The 17929-nt window shown below is 65.8% G+C and carries 17 protein-coding genes; 7 read left to right on the forward strand and 10 right to left on the reverse strand.

The window, feature by feature from the left end:
* Positions 1 to 8 precede the first annotated feature (8 nt).
* From X566_RS07790 to X566_RS07800, 3 genes are all read left to right on the forward strand, one after another.
* Positions 9 to 956, forward strand: a complete 948-nt coding sequence (locus tag X566_RS07790; protein WP_034464989.1) for a UDP-glucuronic acid decarboxylase family protein — start codon at positions 9 to 11, stop codon at positions 954 to 956.
* 28 nt (positions 957 to 984) lie between these two features.
* The gene (locus tag X566_RS07795) at positions 985 to 1485 is read left to right on the forward strand and encodes an RNA pyrophosphohydrolase (protein WP_034464991.1); all 501 of its coding nucleotides are present in this window, start codon (positions 985 to 987) and stop codon (positions 1483 to 1485) included.
* Positions 1486 to 1636: 151 nt separating this feature from the next.
* Entirely contained in the window at positions 1637 to 2407 is a 771-nt protein-coding gene (locus X566_RS07800) for a tellurite resistance TerB family protein (RefSeq protein ID WP_034464993.1), read from the forward strand.
* A 123-nt stretch (positions 2408 to 2530) separates the two neighbouring features.
* Here X566_RS07800 and X566_RS07805 read toward each other — a convergent pair whose 3' ends face one another.
* The 6 genes from X566_RS07805 to X566_RS07830 form a co-directional block, all read right to left on the reverse strand.
* The gene (locus X566_RS07805; RefSeq protein ID WP_034464995.1) at positions 2531 to 2941 is read right to left on the reverse strand and encodes a F0F1 ATP synthase subunit epsilon; all 411 of its coding nucleotides are present in this window, start codon (positions 2939 to 2941) and stop codon (positions 2531 to 2533) included.
* Between the two features lie 106 nt (positions 2942 to 3047).
* Complete coding sequence (gene atpD, locus X566_RS07810) at positions 3048 to 4478, reverse strand: F0F1 ATP synthase subunit beta (protein ID WP_034464998.1); 1431 nt, start codon at positions 4476 to 4478, stop codon at positions 3048 to 3050.
* Between the two features lie 25 nt (positions 4479 to 4503).
* Positions 4504 to 4905: an organic hydroperoxide resistance protein gene (locus X566_RS07815; protein ID WP_034465000.1), complete on the reverse strand. Its 402-nt coding sequence runs from the start codon at positions 4903 to 4905 to the stop codon at positions 4504 to 4506.
* A 24-nt stretch (positions 4906 to 4929) separates the two neighbouring features.
* Complete coding sequence (locus tag X566_RS07820; protein WP_034465002.1) at positions 4930 to 5811, reverse strand: F0F1 ATP synthase subunit gamma; 882 nt, start codon at positions 5809 to 5811, stop codon at positions 4930 to 4932.
* 22 nt (positions 5812 to 5833) lie between these two features.
* A complete protein-coding gene (gene atpA / locus X566_RS07825) occupies positions 5834 to 7366 on the reverse strand; it encodes a F0F1 ATP synthase subunit alpha (RefSeq protein WP_034465004.1) in 1533 nt (510 codons plus the stop codon).
* Entirely contained in the window at positions 7366 to 7926 is a 561-nt protein-coding gene (locus tag X566_RS07830) for a F0F1 ATP synthase subunit delta (protein WP_034465006.1), read from the reverse strand. The genes atpA and X566_RS07830 overlap by 1 nt, the downstream gene beginning before the upstream one ends.
* A gap of 797 nt (positions 7927 to 8723) precedes the next feature.
* Here X566_RS07830 and X566_RS07835 point away from each other — a divergent pair.
* A complete protein-coding gene (locus X566_RS07835; RefSeq protein ID WP_244434777.1) occupies positions 8724 to 9098 on the forward strand; it encodes a septal ring lytic transglycosylase RlpA family protein in 375 nt (124 codons plus the stop codon).
* A gap of 157 nt (positions 9099 to 9255) precedes the next feature.
* On the opposite strand, the gene X566_RS07840 is transcribed toward X566_RS07835, so the two are convergent.
* Positions 9256 to 11430: a primosomal protein N' gene (locus X566_RS07840; RefSeq protein WP_034465009.1), complete on the reverse strand. Its 2175-nt coding sequence runs from the start codon at positions 11428 to 11430 to the stop codon at positions 9256 to 9258.
* 64 nt (positions 11431 to 11494) lie between these two features.
* Here X566_RS07840 and X566_RS07845 point away from each other — a divergent pair, with 64 nt between their 5' ends.
* The 3 genes from X566_RS07845 (at position 11495) to X566_RS07855 (ending at position 13588) form a co-directional block, all read left to right on the forward strand.
* Positions 11495 to 12493, forward strand: a complete 999-nt coding sequence (locus X566_RS07845) for a tyrosine recombinase XerC (protein ID WP_081740098.1) — start codon at positions 11495 to 11497, stop codon at positions 12491 to 12493.
* A 143-nt stretch (positions 12494 to 12636) separates the two neighbouring features.
* Complete coding sequence (locus X566_RS07850; RefSeq protein WP_034465011.1) at positions 12637 to 13227, forward strand: DUF4337 domain-containing protein; 591 nt, start codon at positions 12637 to 12639, stop codon at positions 13225 to 13227.
* A gap of 67 nt (positions 13228 to 13294) precedes the next feature.
* Positions 13295 to 13588: a hypothetical protein gene (locus tag X566_RS07855; protein ID WP_034465012.1), complete on the forward strand. Its 294-nt coding sequence runs from the start codon at positions 13295 to 13297 to the stop codon at positions 13586 to 13588.
* 15 nt (positions 13589 to 13603) lie between these two features.
* On the opposite strand, the gene X566_RS07860 is transcribed toward X566_RS07855, so the two are convergent.
* From X566_RS07860 to odhB, 3 genes are all read right to left on the reverse strand, one after another.
* Complete coding sequence (locus X566_RS07860; protein WP_034465013.1) at positions 13604 to 14992, reverse strand: FAD-binding oxidoreductase; 1389 nt, start codon at positions 14990 to 14992, stop codon at positions 13604 to 13606.
* An 82-nt stretch (positions 14993 to 15074) separates the two neighbouring features.
* Positions 15075 to 16475, reverse strand: a complete 1401-nt coding sequence (lpdA, locus tag X566_RS07865) for a dihydrolipoyl dehydrogenase (protein ID WP_034465014.1) — start codon at positions 16473 to 16475, stop codon at positions 15075 to 15077.
* A gap of 133 nt (positions 16476 to 16608) precedes the next feature.
* On the reverse strand, positions 16609 to 17856 hold the full coding sequence (gene odhB / locus X566_RS07870) for a 2-oxoglutarate dehydrogenase complex dihydrolipoyllysine-residue succinyltransferase (RefSeq protein ID WP_034465016.1): 1248 nt from the start codon (positions 17854 to 17856) through the stop codon (positions 16609 to 16611).
* Positions 17857 to 17929: the final 73 nt, after the last annotated feature.

Raw genomic sequence — 17929 nt, forward strand, 5'->3', positions numbered from 1 at the left:
GGACACCCATGCAAGCATCAAACCGGATTCTGGTCAGCGGCGGCGCGGGCTTCATCGGCTCGCATTTGTGCGACCTGTTGATCGCCGCCGGCCACGACGTGCTGTGCGTGGACAACTACTTCACCGGCCGCCGCCGCAATATCGAGCACCTGCTCGACAAGCCGCGGTTCGAGGTGATGCGCCATGACGTGACCTTCCCGCTCTATGTGGAGGTCGACGACATCTACAATCTCGCCTGCCCGGCCTCGCCGATCCACTATCAGTACGATCCGGTGCAGACCCTGAAGACCAGCGTGCACGGTGCGATCAACATGCTGGGGCTCGCCAAGCGCACCCGCGCGCGGATCTTCCAGGCCTCTACCAGCGAGGTGTATGGCGACCCGACCGTGCATCCGCAGCCGGAGCACTATTGGGGGCACGTCAATCCGCTCGGCGTGCGCGCCTGTTACGACGAGGGCAAGCGCGCGGCGGAGACGCTGTTCTTCGACTACCACCGCCAGCACAAGGTGCGGATCAAGGTCGCGCGCATCTTCAACACCTACGGCCCGCGCATGCACCCGAACGACGGCCGCGTGGTATCGAACTTCATCGTGCAGGCGCTCTCCGGCCACGACATCACGCTCTATGGCGACGGCAACCAGACGCGATCGTTCTGCTACGTCAGCGACCTGCTCGACGGCTTCCAGCGGCTGATGGCGGCGGGCGAGGATTTCATCGGCCCGGTCAACCTCGGCAACCCGCGCGAATCCACCATCCGCGAGCTCGCCGAGATGATCCTGCAGCTCACCGGCTCGCGATCGAAGCTCGTGTTTCTGCCGCTGCCCGCGGATGATCCGCGGCAGCGCCAGCCGGATATCACGCTCGCGCGCGAAAAGCTCGGCTGGGAGCCGAAGGTGACTGTCGAGGACGGCCTGAAGGAAACCATCAGCTACTTCCGCCATCTGCTCGCGCAGTGAGCGCCTTGGGGCGAGGGAATGACGGCCGATGAACGAGGATAAACCATACCGTGCCAATGTCGGCATCGCCTTGTTCAACCGTGACGGCCGCGTGCTGATCGCCCATCGCTTCAAGGACGATGGCCCCGAAATCATTCAGCCGGGTCTCGAATGGCAGATGCCGCAAGGCGGCATCGATCCAGAGGAGGACCCGCGCAAGGCGGCCTTCCGCGAACTGTGGGAGGAAACCGGCGTCACCAGCGCCGACTATCTCGACGAGACCGACTGGCTCACCTACGAATTTCCGCCCTATCTCGGTCCCGAGCACCGGCTCTCCAAGTTCCGCGGCCAGCGGCAGAAGTGGTTCGCGCTGCGCTTCACCGGACAAGACGGCGAGATCGATCCGCTGACGCCGCGCAACGGCATGCCGCCGGAGTTCGATGCCTGGCGCTGGGAGCGGCTGGATCGGGTCGCCGATCTCGTGGTGCCGTTCCGCGGCGATGTGTATCGCGCCGTCGCCCAGGCCTTCGCCCGCTTCGCATCCCGCTGACGCGGTTCCGCTGCGGCAAATCGCAGCGCTCGCCGGACATTCGGCCGCACAGGTGCGGCATTGCGGCGCCATTTTTAGTCGCGATCTAAGCCCGGCGGTCTGACGACCAACCTGCTTTTGAAAAATATCAACCTGCGAGGCTCTTCCACCCATGTTCGATGCAAAGCGTTTGCTTGACCAGTTCCTCGGCGGCCAGGGCGATCCACGTCACCCGCATCAGGGCGCATCGCCATGGAGCGATCTCGCGCGCGGCGCGGGCGACATGCTGAACCGCGGCGGCGGCAATCTCGGCGGCGTGCTCGGCGGCTTTGGCGGCGGCGCGCTCGCCGGAGGCCTCGCCTCCGTGCTGCTCGGCTCAAAGAAGGGCCGCAAGCTCGCCGGCAACGCGCTGACGCTCGGCGGAATGGCCGTGGTGGGTGCGCTCGCCTATCAGGCCTATCGGAACTGGCAGGCGGGCCAGGCGCCGCAGGCACCGGCGCAGGCCTCCGTGCCGATGCTGCCGCCACCGCACGACACGCCGTTCAACCCGGCCGGCGAAACCGAGCAGCAATCGCTGAGCCGCAATCTGCTGCGGGCGATGATCGCCGCGGCCAAGGCCGATGGCCATGTGGACGCGACCGAGCAGACCAACATCTTCGCCGAGATGGACAAGATGCCGCTCGATGCGGACGACAAGGCTTTCGTGATCGACGAATTGCGCAAGCCGCTCGACATCGATTCGGTGGCGCGGGCAGCACGCACCCCGGAAGAGGCCGCCGAGATCTATGTGGCCTCGCTGCTCGCGATCGATGTCGACAATGCTGCCGAGCGTGCCTATCTCGACATGCTCGCGGCACGGCTGAAGCTCGATCCAAAGCTGGTCGCGCATCTGCATGCGACGGTGGAAGGCGCGACCGACAAGGTGCCCGCCACCACCGGCTGACGCTCAGCACGCTATCGCTTGATCGTCACATGAAGAGAGCGCGAAGCCGGCAGGCTGTCGCGCTCTCTTTGCGTTCGAAACGTGATCGCTTCGGAAGAAGCCCTTGCGCTTCTCCGAACCCGCTCAGTGCATCGCCGTGCCTTCGAGGTGCTGCAGCACGGTCTTGAAGTGATCCAGACGCTCGATCTCGCGATCGAGCTGGCTGCCCTGCGCCGCCTTGGCGATATCGGCTTCCATCTGCGCGACCGTCTTCGCGAACTGAACACGATCGATATCGGCGACGGAGGTCGCCACGTCGGCGAGCACCGTGAGGCCCTTGGCGGAGATCTCGGCAAGCCCGCCGAGCACCACGATCTTTTCCTGCTTGCCGCCGGCGGTCACGGTCATGATTCCAGGACGAACGGTGGCGACCAGCGGCGCGTGCCCCGCCATGACGCCGAAATCGCCCTCGCTGCCGGGAATATCGACCTGCTCGACCTCGCCGGAAAACACCAGCTTCTCAGGGGACACGAGATCGAAATGAAAGGTGGCCATCGAACCGTTCTCTTAAAAGTTGCCACCCGCGGGCAGGTCCCGCGGGTCTGTCGCTCAACGCCTTGACGCGGCGCCGGGCCAGGCCCGACGCCGGCGAATGCCAAGCTTACGCCGCCTCGGCAGCGAGCTTCTTGCCCTTCTCGACCGCCTCTTCGATGGTGCCGACCATGTAGAAGGCCGCCTCCGGCAGGTGATCGTACTTGCCTTCGCAAAGGCCCTTGAAGCCCTTGATGGTGTCGGTGAGTTCGACGAACTTGCCCGGCGAGCCGGTGAACACTTCGGCGACGTGGAACGGCTGCGACAGGAAGCGCTCGATCTTGCGGGCGCGCGCGACCGTGATCTTGTCCTCTTCCGACAGCTCGTCCATGCCGAGAATGGCGATGATGTCCTGCAGCGCCTTATAGCGCTGGAGAATCTGCTGAACCATGCGGGCGGTCGCGTAGTGCTCCTCGCCGACGATCATCGGCGACAGCATGCGCGAGGTGGAGTCGAGCGGGTCCACCGCCGGATAGATGCCCTTTTCCGAGATCGCGCGGTTCAACACCGTGGTCGCATCCAAGTGGGCGAACGAGGTGGCCGGCGCCGGGTCGGTCAAGTCGTCGGCCGGCACGTAAATCGCCTGCACCGACGTAATCGAGCCCTTGGTCGTGGTGGTGATGCGCTCCTGCAGCGCGCCCATGTCGGTGGCGAGCGTCGGCTGATAGCCCACCGCCGACGGAATGCGGCCGAGCAGCGCCGACACTTCCGAGCCCGCCTGGGTGAAGCGGAAGATGTTGTCGACGAAGAACAGCACGTCCTGGCCCTGATCGCGGAAGTGTTCGGCGATGGTCAGACCGGTGAGGCCGACGCGGGCGCGGGCGCCCGGCGGCTCGTTCATCTGGCCGAACACGAGGGCGCACTTGGAGCCTTCGCCGCCGCCCTTCTTGTTCACGCCCGACTCGATGAACTCGTGATAGAGATCGTTGCCTTCGCGGGTCCGCTCGCCGACGCCGGCGAACACCGAGTAACCGCCGTGCGCCTTGGCGACGTTGTTGATCAGCTCCTGAATGAGCACGGTCTTGCCGACGCCGGCGCCGCCGAACAGGCCGATCTTACCGCCCTTGGCATACGGTGCGAGCAGGTCCACCACCTTGATGCCGGTGACGAGGATTTCCGCTTCGGTCGACTGGTCGGTGTAGGACGGCGCGGGCTGGTGAATGGCGCGCTGGCCTTCCGAAGCGACCGGGCCGCACTCGTCGATCGGATCGCCGACCACGTTGATGATGCGGCCGAGGGTACCGAGACCCACCGGCACCGCGATCGGCTCGCCGGTGTCGGTGACTTCCTGACCACGCACCAGACCTTCGGTGGTGTCCATCGCGATCGCGCGGACGGTCGATTCGCCGAGATGCTGGGCGACTTCGAGCACGAGGCGGTTGTCGCCGTTCTTCGTCTCCAGCGAGTTCAGAATCGCCGGCAGGTGGCCTTCGAACTGCACGTCCACGACGGCGCCGACGACCTGCGTGACGCGTCCAACCTGATTGGCGGGGGNGGCCATAGATATTTCTCCTTCGAATGCGGTCTTAGACGACGGTCAGCTTGACGGGCATATTGCCCTTCGTCGCCTTGGAATAGGGACAAACGGTGTGGGCTTCCTCGACGAGGGCCTGAACCTTGGCCTTGTCGGCGCCCGGCACCGAGACTTTCAGCTCGGCCGACAGCGAGAACCCGCCGTCGGTGTTCAACGTGACTTCGCAGGTCACCTTCGCGACCTGCGCGTCGATGCCGTGCTTCTTGCCGAGCACCAGCAGCGCCTGGCCGAAGCAGGAGGAGTAACCGAGCGCGAACAGCTGCTCGGGATTATGCCCGTCGCCTGCGCCGCCGAGCTCCTTCGGCAGCGCCATCGCCAGTGCGAGACCGCCGTCGTCGAGCATCGCACGTCCGTTGCGGCCACCCTTCGTCGTCGCTTTCGTCACATAGGCCATGACACACCTCTTCGGTTGTACGCGTTAAACGGCCTCGGCGCCGGAGATGATTTCGATCAGTTCCTTCGTGATCATCGCCTGGCGTGTACGGTTGTAGGTGAGCGTCTGCTTGCGGATCATCTCGCCCGCGTTGCGGGTGGCGTTGTCCATGGCGCTCATCTGCGCGCCGTAGAACGATGCGTTGTTCTCGAGCAGCGCGCGGAAGATCTGCACCGCGATGTTGCGCGGCAGCAGGTCATTGAGGATCTGGTCTTCCTCCGGCTCGTAGTCGTAGGCAGCGGCCGGCTCGCCGGCGGCAGCCTTCTTCTCTTCGAGCACCAGCGGAATGATCTGCTGGGCGGTCGGCAGCTGTGCGATCACCGACTTGAAGCGGGCAAAGAACAGCGTGCAGACGTCGAACTCGCCGGCGTTGAAGCGGGCCAGCACCTTCTGCGCGATCTCCTCGGCGTTGCCGAAAGCAAGCTGGCGAACGCCGCGCAGATCCATGTGCTCGACGATCTGCTTGTCGAACTGGCGGCGAAGCTGCTCGTAGCCTTTACGGCCGACGCAGAAGAACTTCACATCCTTGCCTTCGCTCATCAGCCGCAGCGCCCGCTCGCGCGCGAGACGCACGATCGACGAGTTGAAAGCGCCCGACAGGCCGCGCTCGCCGGTGCAGACCAGCAGCAGGTGGACCTTGTCGTTGCCGGTGCCGGCGAGCAGCGGGCTGGCGTTGCCGGTGGCAGCCACCGCGCCGGCGATGTTGCCGATCACGGTCTCCATCCGCTCCGCATACGGACGCGCGGCTTCCGCCGCCGTCTGGGCACGGCGCAGCTTGGAGGCGGCCACCATCTGCATGGCCTTGGTGATCTTCTGCGTCGCCTTGGTGGAGGCGATGCGGACGCGCATGTCCTTGAGGCTGGCCATGACTTAAGCAGCGCTCCTGACTTTACGCGAACGACTTCGCGAAGCTGTCGACAACGTCCTTCAGCTTGGCGGCGGTCGCATCATCCAGATCGCGCGAGTCGCGGATCGTGTTGAGGATGTCGACGTGCTTGCCGCGCAGCAGCGAGAGCAGACCGTCCTCGAACGCGCGCACGCGGTTCAGCGGGATCGGGTCGAGATAGCCGTTCACGCCGGCATAGATCACGATCACCTGCTCTTCCATCTTCAGCGGCGAGAACTGCGGCTGCTTCAACAGCTCGGTCAGACGCGAACCGCGGTTCAGCAGGCGCTGGGTCGAGGCGTCGAGATCGGAGCCGAACTGCGCGAACGCCGCCATTTCGCGGTACTGCGCAAGCTCGCCCTTGATCTTGCCCGCAACCTTCTTCATCGCCTTGGTCTGCGCCGACGAGCCGACGCGCGACACCGACAGACCGACGTTCACCGCCGGGCGAATGCCCTGATAGAACAGGTCGGTTTCGAGGAAGATCTGACCATCGGTGATCGAGATGACGTTGGTCGGAATGTAGGCCGACACGTCGTTCGCCTGGGTCTCGATCACCGGCAGCGCGGTGAGCGAACCGGCGCCGAGGCTGTCGTTCATCTTCGCCGCGCGCTCGAGCAGGCGGGAGTGCAGATAGAACACGTCACCCGGATAAGCCTCGCGGCCCGGCGGGCGGCGCAGCAGCAGCGACATCTGGCGGTAGGCGACGGCCTGCTTCGACAGGTCGTCATAAATGATCACGGCGTGCATGCCGTTGTCGCGGAAGTACTCACCCATGGTGCAGCCGGTGAACGGCGCGAGATACTGCATCGGCGCCGGATCGGACGCGGTGGCGGCAACGACGATCGAGTATTCCAGCGCGCCCTGCTCTTCCAGCACCTTCACGAACTGAGCGACGGTGGAGCGCTTCTGGCCGACGGCGACGTAGACGCAGTAGAGCTTCTGGCTCTCCGGCGAACCGGCCACGTTGAGCGGCTTCTGGTTGAGGATGGTGTCGAGGGCGATCGCGGTCTTGCCGGTCTGACGGTCGCCGATGATCAGCTCGCGCTGGCCGCGGCCGATCGGGATCAGCGCGTCGATCGCCTTGAGGCCGGTGGCCATCGGCTCGTGCACCGACTTGCGCGGAATGATGCCCGGCGCCTTGACGTCGACGCGGCGACGCTCGGTCGCCTGGATCGGGCCCTTGCCGTCGATCGGGTTGCCGAGCGCGTCAACGACGCGGCCGAGCAGCCCCTTGCCGACCGGCGTATCGACGATGGCGCGGGTGCGCTTGACCGTCTGGCCTTCCTTGATCTCGCGGTCGTTGCCGAAGATCACGACGCCGACGTTGTCGGTTTCGAGGTTCAGCGCCATGCCGCGCACGCCGTTTTCGAACTCGACCATTTCGCCCGCCTGGACGTTGTCGAGACCGTAGACGCGGGCGATGCCGTCACCAACGGACAGCACCTGTCCGACTTCGGTAACCTCAGCCTCCTGACCGAAATTCTTGATCTGGTCCTTGAGGATTGCGGAAATTTCCGCGGCGCGGATATCCATCAGCCTGCCTCTTTCATCGCGTTCTTGATCGAATTGAGTTTGGTACGGACCGAGGAATCAACCATCCGGCTGCCGAGCTTGACGACCAGCCCGCCGATGATTGCCGGATCGACCTTCACCTTGAGGTCGACATCCTTCCCCGTCACGGATTTCAGGGCGCTCTTGAGCGCCTCGAGATTCTTGTCGCTGAGCTGCTCGGCGACGGTCACTTCCGCCGAAGCCTCGCCCTTGAAGCGGGCGACCAGCGTGCGGTAGGCGCGGATCACGTCCCGCACCGCGAACAGGCGGCGGTTGGCGGTCAGCACTTTCAGGAACTTCGCCGAGATGCCGCCGATGCCGGCCTTGTCCAGCACCGCGGTCAGCGCCTTGCCCTGAGCGTCGGCGGTGAACACCGGGCTGCGCACCAGCCGGGCGAGATCGGCACTGTCGGCGATCATCGCGTCAAACTTGTCGAGATCGGCCTTGACGGCATCGACGGATTTTTCGTCGCGCGCCAGTTCAAACAAGGCCGTCGCATAACGGCCGGCTACGCCCGAGACGTTCGGATTGTCATCTGCCACGAAAGCGCTCTTTAAAGCTGTCGAACTCGCAAGGAAAAACTTCGCTGGGAGGCGACGCCAAGCCCTTGGAATTCAATCGGAACTTCGATTCTTCGCAGGCCCCGAACCCCCCGAGCCGCAGAAAATCGCCGGTTTGCTAACATGGGCCACGAAGGCGCGCAACACGGCCATGACGCACACGCGCCTGTTTGTGGCGCGGAGGACACTTGGTCGCGCGGAAAATCTGGACGCAGTGAAGACGCCGTTTGCGGCACCCGCGCTGAACGGACTTCCAGCTTCGGAGCCGAGCACCGTTCGCCCGATGGCGGGCATCGCAGCGTGAAACCGGCCTGAACTGCTGTGCGGCGCGATCGCGCGGTCGGGGCGGGTTTCGCCTGACATTCTGACGCCGAGCCTGAGCCGGCGCGCCCGGCTTCACGGTACGCTGCTGCCCGCTCAGCTCAGGCAGCCCCGCGCGACACGCATGCCGCAACGATTCGTTCATCTTCTTGTGGCAGCGGCTCGAATTCTTCGTTTCACAGTATAGACCGACCGTTCAGCGTTAATAAGTTGTTAATGACAAGTCATTTTCAAGCAAAGCAGTTTTTTAGGCAATCTTGGTCACAACTATGAAGATTTTAAGCCTCGCCTGACCCGTCACTTTTACGCCCAATTCTGAGGTGAACTCGCGCCCCGCTTCGGGACAGGGGCAATTCTATTCAACAAAACGAACGTAAATACGTTCAAGGGACAGGTGAATGCGTACAAAGACTACTCGCGCGACAGCGCGCAAGCTTGCAACTCGCTCAATGCTCACCATGGCCGCCGCAACAGCGCTCATCATTACCGGGGCAACGGCCGGCGAAGCCAAAGCCCGCAAAAGCTGGCGCAATGCCAACGCTTCCATCAGCAGCGGCTCCTTCGCAGGAACAGCCTCGTATTACGGCTTCGAGTCCGGCAAACGCACGGCCTCCGGCGCCCGCTTCAACCCCATGGGCCTGACCGCCGCCCACCGGACCCTGCCATTCGGCACCCGGCTCAAGGTTACCCACGCCGGCCGCAGCGTGGTCGTGACGGTCAATGACCGGGGTCCGTTCATCCGCGGACGCGTGCTCGACCTGTCCAAGGGCGCAGCACAGGCCATCGGCCTGACCGGCCGCGGCGTCGGCCACGTCGTCGCCGAAGTTCAGTAACCTTTCAACCGATACCGTTCTGCTCCCGAACATTCGGTGCGGGCGTCAGGCCAGACTTGAACGTCCCCGCGCTTTCTCGTCCCGTCATCGGGTCCCGATGGCGGGACGAGAACGTTTCTGCAGCCCGCGCCGCACGCGGGCAGCCCGCCGGCGGACCTCACAGGAAGCTCTGCGGATCGACATCCACCTCGAGCTTGAGGGTTCCCTTCGGCTTCGGGGCCGCCGCCAGCCAGTCGCGCAAATAGCCGGACAGGTCGTAGCCGCGCTGAGACTTGACCAGCAGGCGGTAGCGGTAACGCCCGCGCACCACGGCCAGCGGCGCCTCCGCAGGCCCCAGCACCTTCACCGCGTCATCCAGCGGCGCGCACGCGGCGAGCTGCCGCGCAAATCCCTCCGCCATTGCCCGCTCGCCCGCCGAGACGACCAGGCTCGCCAGCCGCCCGAACGGCGGATAGCCGGTGCGCTCCCGCGCCTCGATCTCGCTCGCGTAGAACGCCTCGCGATCGCAGGTGACCAGCGCCCGCATCACCGGATGCTGCGGCTGATGCGTCTGCAAATAGCCGACCCCCTGCCCGGCCTCGCGGCCGGCGCGGCCGATCACCTGGTTCAGCAGTTGGAAGGTACGTTCGGCGGCGCGCGGGTCGCCATTGCCGAGGCCGAGATCCGCATCGACGACGCCAACCAGATTCAGCCGTGGAAAGTGGTGGCCCTTGGCGACGAGTTGCGTGCCGATGATGATGTCGACGCGGCCTTCGGCGATCTCGTTCAGCTCCGCGCGCATGGTTTCGATCGAGGTGATCAGATCGCTCGACAGCACCATGGTCCGTGCTTCCGGAAACAGCGCTGCGACTTCCTCCTGCAACCGCTCGACACCCGGACCGATGGCGGCAAGCGACTCCTCCGCCTGACATTGCGGGCAGACGTGCGGCCGCGGCATCGAGAACCCGCAATGATGACAGACGAGGCGCTGGCGAAAGCGGTGATCGACCAGCCACGCATCGCAGATGTTGCACGCGAAGCGATGACCACAGGCGCGGCACAGCGTCAGCGGCGCATAGCCGCGCCGGTTGAGAAACAAGAGCGCCTGCTCGCGCCGTTCGATCGCATCGCGCACCGCCCCCGCCAGCGCCGGCGAAATGAAGCGGCCGCGCGGCGGCGCCTCGCTGCGCAGATCGATCGGCGCGATATGCGGCATGTGCTGGCCGCCGAAGCGCGACGGCAACGCGATGCGCTGGTAGCGGCCCTTGCGCGCATTGACCTCGGTTTCCACCGACGGCGTCGCCGACGACAGCACCACCGGGATTTTCGCGATATGGCCGCGCACCACCGCCATGTCGCGCGCATGATAATGCGTGCCCTCGTCCTGCTTGTAGGCCTGGTCGTGCTCCTCATCGACGACGATCAGGCCGAGATCCGCGTAGGGCAGAAACAGCGCCGAGCGCGCGCCGACGACGACATGCGCCTCACCCGACGCCACCGCCGCCCAGGTGCGGGCACGGCGGCGCGGCGTCAGCTCCGAATGCCACTCATGCGGCCGCACGCCGAAGCGGGCCGCGAAGCGATCGAGGAACTGGCCGGTGAGTGCGATCTCCGGCATCAGCAGCAACGCCTGCTTGCCCTTGCGCAGCACCTCCGCGACCGCCTCGAAATAAACCTCGGTCTTGCCCGAGCCGGTAACGCCATCGAGCAGCGCGACGCCAAACCCCTCACGCGCAGCAAACGTCCGCATCGCCTCGGCGGGGCCCTGCTGCGTGGGCGAGAACTCCGGCACCGCGAATTCGGGATCGGGCGCGGGCTCCGGCGGCGGCTTCGGCAGCGGCATCACTTCGAGCGTGCCTTCATCCACCAGCCCGTCGATGACGCTGGTGCTGACGCCGGCCTCGCTTGCCGCCTCCGACTTCGCGCGCAGGAACCCGTCCGAGAGCAGCGCGATCAGCCGCCGCCGCGCAGGCGTCAGCCGCTGCGGCGCGGGACCCACCAGCCGTACGCCGAGCCGCACCCGCTCGGGCCCCAGCTCCTCGCCCATGCGCAACGTCATCCGCAGCACCATGCCGCGCGACGACAGCGTGTAGTCGGCAACCCAGTCGACGAAGCCGCGCAGCTCCGCCTGCAACGGCGGCAGGTCGAGCTTCTCGCTCACATCCTTCAGCCGGTTGTGCAGGCGGGGCTCGGGCGATGCATTGTCGGCCCAGACGACACCGGTGATGGTGCGCGCGCCGAGCGGCACCGACACAATATCGCCCGCCTTCAGGTCGAGACCATCCGGCACACGGTAGGAGTAAGTGCGATCGAGTGCGACCGGCGCAAGAACATCGACGAAGCGCGTGGGCATACGATCCCGGCTGATGACTGGCTGATTAAGAGAGGCGCAAGGAAGGGGTGCGATAAAGCGCGTCATGTCAAGCGCCCGATCCCGCCCGGCAGCGGACACCGCCGATACCGAAGCGGCGGCGGCTGAACTCGCCTGCATCGGAACCGACCTCGCCCAGGAGATCGGCCGCTGGCTCGGCTATCTGCGCAGCGAGCGGCGCCTGGCCGCAAAGACGCTGGAAGCCTATGAACGGGATGTGCGGCAGTTCCTGATCTTTCTCAGCGGACACTGGGGCGGCCGCGTTTCGCTCAAGCAATTCGGCAATCTCGCCACCGCCGACATCCGCGCCTTCATGGCGATGCGCCGCGCCGACGCGATCGCCGGCCGCTCGCTGATGCGGGCGCTGGCGGGGCTGCGCTCGTTTGCCAAGTTCCTGGAGCGCGAGGGCAAGGGCAGGCTCGGCGCGCTCGCCGCCGTTCGCGCACCGAAGGTCGGCAAGACCCTGCCGAAACCGCTCACCGTCGAAAACGCCCGCCGCATGGCCGACGCCGACATCCGCGCCGACGAGGAGCGCGAGCCGTGGGTGCTGGCCCGCGACGCCGCGGTGATGGCGCTGCTGTACGGCTCCGGCCTGCGCATCTCCGAAGCGCTCGGGCTGAAGCGCCGCGATGTGCCCGCGCCGGGCGCAGGCGACGTGCTGGTGGTGACCGGCAAAGGCAACAAGACACGGATGGTGCCGGTGCTGCAGACCGTGCTGGCGCTGATCGCCGAATACGTGTCGATGTGCCCCTATGCCCTCGCGCCGGACAAGCCGATCTTCCTCGGCGCGCGCGGCGGACCGCTCAGCCCGCGCATCATCCAGCTGGCGATGGCGCGGCTGCGCGGCGCGCTCGGCCTGCCGGACAGCGCCACGCCGCACGCGCTGCGTCACTCGTTCGCCACCCACCTGCTCGGGCGCGGCGGCGACCTGCGCGCGATCCAGGAGCTGCTCGGCCACGCCTCGCTCTCGACGACGCAGATCTATACCGCGGTCGATACCGAGCGGCTGCTCGACGTCTACAAGACGGCGCATCCGCGCGCCTGACGTCATCCCAACGTCTTCTGCCGGAGTACAACCGCCGGCCCCTTGCGTTGCGCCTGCGCTTCGGCCATTCGTTCGCTTTCGGACAATGGGAACAGCGGACCCGCTCGCACACGCCGGGCGGTTTTAGGGCAGGAGAAGACCATATGGGTGCGCATGAAAGCATGGAGCACGCCGAACATGCCGAGCACGCCTCGGGCCAGAACCGCAAGATCGCGCTGCTGATCGCGGTGATCGCGCTGTTCCTGGCGCTGTCGGAGACGCTCGGCAAGGGCGCGCAGACCGAAGCGCTGAGCCGTAACATCGAGGCCTCGAACCTGTGGGCGTTCTTCCAGGCGAAGACGATCCGCATGACCACGGTGCGCACCGCCGCCGAGGGCCTGCAGACCCAGGCCGAGAAGGACGGTGATCCGGCGTTCAAGGCGCTGGCCGACAAGCGCATCGACGGTTGGCAGAAGATCGCGCAGCGCTATGACGACGAGCCGGAAACCAATGAAGGCCGCAAGCAGCTGATCGCCCGGGCCAAGATCGCGGAAGACAAGCGCGATACCTCGCTCGCCAAGTACCACCACTTCGAGGTGGCCTCGGCCGCGTTCCAGATCGGCATCGTGCTGGCGTCGGCCACCATCATCACCGGCATGGTGGCACTGTCGTTCGGCGCGGTCGCGCTCGCGGTGATCGGCATCGGCTTCACCGCCATCGGCATCTTCGCGCCGCATGCGGTGCATCTGTTCTGATGCGCGCGAAATCGCCCGCGGGAAAAATGCGCTATAACGCCCCGGACCAACCATTCGGGAGCAAGCCATGATCATCGCCATCGACGCCGCCGGCACCGTAAGCCTGAAAGAAGCCAGTGATTTCAAAGGCTTCAAGGTGACGACGGCAAACAATGATGCGGCGTTCCTGACCAAGGCCCTGGCCGCCGCCGGGCGCTACGACGGATCGCATGCCTGGATTTCCCAGAACTGGCTGATCGAGCAGGGCAAGGCGGAAGGTCCCGCCTGGCGCGAGGGTTTCGACAAGATGGCGGCTTATGCCCAGTCGAAGGGCTGGATCGAGAACGGCGCGATCCGCGCCCATGTGGAGAGCGCGGGCTGAGGCGTACCTCCCGCCTCACATCGTGAAGATGCGGCCCGGATTGAGAATCCGATGCGGGTCCAGCGCCCGCTTCAGCGCCCGCATGGTCTCGATCTCGTCCTCGGTGCGGCTCATCTTCAGATACGGCCGCTTGAGGATGCCGATGCCATGCTCGGCGGAGACCGAACCGCCGAACTGGCCGGTGATGCCGTAGACCAGCTCCTCGACCTGATGGTGGCGATCCGGACCATCGGTGTAACGCACCGTGACATGCAGGTTGCCGTCGCCCGCATGGCCGAACACCACCGCGAATGACGCGCCATCCACCTGCTTCAGCGCCTTGTCGAGGGCGAGCGCATACGCCTCCATGCGGTCGATCGCGAGGCTGACGTCGAAGCCCGCACGCGGCGCCAGCGTGCGGCCGAGCTCGACACTGGAATCGCGAATCCGCCAGAGCGCGGCGGCCGAGGCGTGTGAGGTCGAGATCGTCGCATCGAGGATCAGCCCCTCGCCCATCGCCAATTCGAGCAGCCGCTCGATATCCGCCTGGATGCGCTCAGCGTCGCCGCCGGATGCCTCGAACAGCACGTAGAACGGGTGATGGGTCGGCAGCGGCCCGGTCACGCCCTTCACCCGTTCGATGGTGAGACGATAGTACTCATTCCACATCACCTCGAACGCCGTCAGCGCGCCGCCGAGATGCTTCCGCGCCAATCGCAGCAGCGCCGCCACATGCGGAAACGACGGCAACGCACACAGCGCCACCTGCCGTTCGGCCGGCGCCGGGAAGATGCGCAATGCGGCGCGCGTCACCACGCCAAGGATGCCTTCGCTGCCGATGAACAGATGCTTCAGATCGACGCCGGTGTTGTTCTTGATGTACTTGCGCAGGCCGTGCAGCACGGTGCCGTCGGCCTTCACCACCTCCAGCCCCAGCACCAGTTCGCGGGTCATGCCGTAGCGGATGACGCGGTTGCCGCCGGCATTGGTGGAGATGTTGCCGCCGATGGTGCAGCTTCCCCGCGCGCCGAGGTCGAGCGGAAACATGAACCCGTCCTGCTCCACGCGCTCCTGCAGCTTCTGCAACACCGCGCCGGCCTGAGCAATGACGACACCGGTCGAGATATCCACCTCCTCGATCGCATTCATCAGCTCCATCGAGAGCACGATCTCGTCCGCGTTCGGCAACGCGCCGCGCACCAGCCCGGTCATGCCGCCCTGGGTCGTGACCGGCACCTTCTCGCGATGGCAGAGGCGCAACAGCGCCGACACCTGCTCGGTCGTCTTCGGCCGCACCACGGCACGCGGCTTCGGCACCGGATTGCCGGACATGTCGTGATGATAGCGCGCGTCGATATCGGCTCCGGTGAGAACCGCGCCCTGCGGCAGCGCGCCGCGCAAGTCGTCGATGAACCGGTCGGACATGTCCCCCTCCCTCCATATTTCCTTGGAGTTCGCTTGGCCGGGAAGGCCGAGCACCTTCCCGTTAAACCAAAGGGAGACACCCTTACATGTGAATCGCGCGCTTGGCGACGTTCATCGCCGCTTCCTTCACCGCCTCCGACCGGGTCGGATGGGCGTGGCAGGTGCGCGCCAGATCTTCCGCCGAACCGCCGAACTCGATCAGCACCGTGCATTCGTGAATCATCTCGCCGGCTTCGGCGCCGACGATGTGCACGCCGAGCACGCGATCGGTCTTGGCATCGGCCAGGAATTTCACGAAGCCATCGGTCTGCTGGTTCGACTTGGCGCGGCCGTTCGCCGTGAACGGAAACTTGCCGACGTTGTAGGCGACGCCGGCCTGCTTCAGCTCCTCCTCGGTCTTGCCGACGGAAGCGACCTCCGGGAACGTGTAGACCACCGCCGGAATCGCATCGTAGTTCACATGGCCGGCCTGACCCGCGAGGATTTCCGCAACTGCAATGCCTTCGTCTTCGGCCTTGTGCGCGAGCATCTGGCCGGCGATCACGTCGCCGATCGCATAGACGCCGGCGACGCTGGTGGCGAAATGCTTGTCGACCTGGACGCGGCCGCGCTGGTCGAGCGCGACACCCGCCTCGGCCAATCCAAGACCTTCGGTGTAGGGCGTGCGGCCGATCGCGACCAGCACCACATCGGCGTCGAGGGTCTCGGCCGCGCCGCCCGCTGCCGGCTCGACCGTCGCCTTCAGCGTCTTGCCGGAGGTATCGACGCCGGTGACCTTGGTGCCGAGCTTGAACGCCATGCCCTGCTTCTCCAGCATGCGCTGGAACTGGCGCGCCACTTCGCCGTCCATGCCGGGCAGGATGCGATCGAGGAATTCAACCACGGTGACCTGCGCGCCGAGCCGCCGCCAGACCGAGCCGAGCTCGAGGCCGATCACGCCGGCGCCGATCACCAGCAGCTTCTGCGGCACCTTGTCGAGGGTCAGCGCGCCTGTAGAGGAGACGATGCGCTTCTCGTCGATCTCGACGCCCTTCAGCTTGGCGACGTCCGAGCCGGTGGCGATGACGATGGATTTGGTCTCCAGCGTCTGGGTCGACCCGTCGACGCCCTTCACCTCGACCTTGCCGGCCCCGAGGATGCGTCCGATGCCCTGGAACGACTCGATCTTGTTCTTCTTGAACAGGAAGCTGACGCCCTTGACGTTGCCGTCCACCGCCTGGTCCTTGAAGCCCAGCATGGTGGCGACATCGAGCTCCGGCTTGCCGACCTTGATGCCCATCTTGGCGAAGGAATGCCCGGCCTCCTCGAAGCGCTCGGACGCGAACAGCAGCGCCTTGGAGGGGATGCAGCCGACATTGAGGCAGGTGCCGCCGAAGGTCGGCCACTTCTCGACCACGGCGACCTTCATGCCGAGCTGGGCGGCGCGGATGGCGCAGACATAGCCGCCGGGGCCGGTGCCGATAACGATCAGATCGTAGGACATGGGAAGCTCTCGCAAACGGGGGTGTCGTCAGGGACGCAGCGCGCCCGATTCAAGTCAAACAGCAGGCGCACGCGGTTGAACGCGTGCGCCGGGCCAACGTCCGATGCGAACGGGTTCGCATGGATCGATCCCTTTACAGATCCAGCACCAGACGCGCCGGATCCTCCAGGCTCTCCTTCACGCGAACAAGGAAGGTGACCGCTTCCTTGCCGTCGATCACGCGATGATCGTAGGACAGCGCGAGGTACATCATCGGCCGGATTTCGATCTTGCCGCCGATCACCACCGGGCGCTCCTGGATCTTGTGCATGCCGAGGATACCGGACTGCGGCGCGTTCAGGATCGGCGTCGACATCAGCGAGCCGTAGACGCCGCCATTGGAGATGGTGAAGGTGCCGCCCTGCAGTTCGTCGAGCTTGAGCTGGCCGTCGCGCGCGCGGCGGCCGAAATCGGCGATGTCCTTCTCGATCTGGGCGATCGACTTGCGATCGCAGTCGCGCACCACCGGCACCACCAGGCCCTTGTCGGTGCCGACCGCAACGCCGATGTGGTAGTAGTTCTTGTAGATCAGGTCGGTGCCGTCCATCTCCGCGTTGACGGCGGGGATGTCCTTCAGCGCCTGAACGCAGGCGCGCACGAAGAAGCCCATGAAGCCGAGCTTCGCGCCGTTCTTCTTCTCGAACAGATCCTTGTAGTGCGCGCGCAGCGCCATCAGCTGGCTCATGTCGACCTCGTTGAAGGTCGTCAGCATCGCCGCGGTGTTCTGCACGTCCTTCAGGCGGCGGGCGATGGTCTGGCGCAGCCGCGTCATCCGCACCCGCTCTTCCCGCGAGGCATCGTCCGGCGCCGACGGCGCCCGCACCTGGACGGCTGCGGCCGGCTGGTTGACCGGCGTCGGCGCTGACGCTGCCCGCTCGATCGCCGCCAGCATGTCGCCCTTGGTGACGCGGCCATCCTTGCCGGAGCCCGGTACGGTTGCGGCATCGACGCCGCTCTCGGTCGAGAGCTTGCGCACCGACGGCGCGAGCGGCGCATCGGCAGGCGCCTTGGCTGCCTGTGCGGCAGGCGCCGCCGCTGGCGCGGCGGCAGGTGCGGCAGGCTTGGCTGGGGCGGGTGCTGCGGCGGGCTTTGCGGCGGCGCCTGCGGCGCCATCCGTGATCTGGCCGAGCAATGCGCCGACCGCAACCGTCTCGCCGTCCTTGGCGACGATGTCACCCAAGACGCCCGCGGCGGGTGCCGGCACCTCGATCGTCACCTTGTCGGTTTCCAGTTCCACCAACGGCTCATCGACTGCCACCGGGTCCCCGGGCTTCTTGAACCAGCGGCCGATGGTGGCTTCGGTGACGGATTCGCCGAGAGTGGGAACGCGGATTTCGGTCATGATCGTTTTCCTTGAAAATAAACTTTCGGGATCGCGATCCGTTGCGGATCGCGATTCGACCTTGTTGGTCTCA

Origin of the sequence: Afipia sp. P52-10 (assembly GCF_000516555.1) — a bacterium.
Classification (GTDB): Bacteria; Pseudomonadota; Alphaproteobacteria; order Rhizobiales; family Xanthobacteraceae; genus P52-10.

Coding starts and splice junctions, on each gene's coding strand:
- X566_RS07790 (WP_034464989.1), top strand. CDS start 9: ATGCAAGCATCAAACCGGATTCTGGTCAGCGGCGGCGCGGGCTTCATC.
- X566_RS07795 (WP_034464991.1), top strand. CDS start 985: ATGAACGAGGATAAACCATACCGTGCCAATGTCGGCATCGCCTTGTTC.
- X566_RS07800 (WP_034464993.1), top strand. CDS start 1,637: ATGTTCGATGCAAAGCGTTTGCTTGACCAGTTCCTCGGCGGCCAGGGC.
- X566_RS07805 (WP_034464995.1), bottom strand. CDS start 2,941: ATGGCCACCTTTCATTTCGATCTCGTGTCCCCTGAGAAGCTGGTGTTT.
- X566_RS07815 (WP_034465000.1), bottom strand. CDS start 4,905: ATGGCCTATGTGACGAAAGCGACGACGAAGGGTGGCCGCAACGGACGT.
- X566_RS07820 (WP_034465002.1), bottom strand. CDS start 5,811: ATGGCCAGCCTCAAGGACATGCGCGTCCGCATCGCCTCCACCAAGGCG.
- atpA (WP_034465004.1), bottom strand. CDS start 7,366: ATGGATATCCGCGCCGCGGAAATTTCCGCAATCCTCAAGGACCAGATC.
- X566_RS07835 (WP_244434777.1), top strand. CDS start 8,724: ATGGCCGCCGCAACAGCGCTCATCATTACCGGGGCAACGGCCGGCGAA.
- X566_RS07840 (WP_034465009.1), bottom strand. CDS start 11,430: ATGCCCACGCGCTTCGTCGATGTTCTTGCGCCGGTCGCACTCGATCGC.
- X566_RS07845 (WP_081740098.1), top strand. CDS start 11,495: ATGTCAAGCGCCCGATCCCGCCCGGCAGCGGACACCGCCGATACCGAA.
- X566_RS07850 (WP_034465011.1), top strand. CDS start 12,637: ATGGGTGCGCATGAAAGCATGGAGCACGCCGAACATGCCGAGCACGCC.
- X566_RS07855 (WP_034465012.1), top strand. CDS start 13,295: ATGATCATCGCCATCGACGCCGCCGGCACCGTAAGCCTGAAAGAAGCC.
- X566_RS07860 (WP_034465013.1), bottom strand. CDS start 14,992: ATGTCCGACCGGTTCATCGACGACTTGCGCGGCGCGCTGCCGCAGGGC.
- lpdA (WP_034465014.1), bottom strand. CDS start 16,475: ATGTCCTACGATCTGATCGTTATCGGCACCGGCCCCGGCGGCTATGTC.
- odhB (WP_034465016.1), bottom strand. CDS start 17,856: ATGACCGAAATCCGCGTTCCCACTCTCGGCGAATCCGTCACCGAAGCC.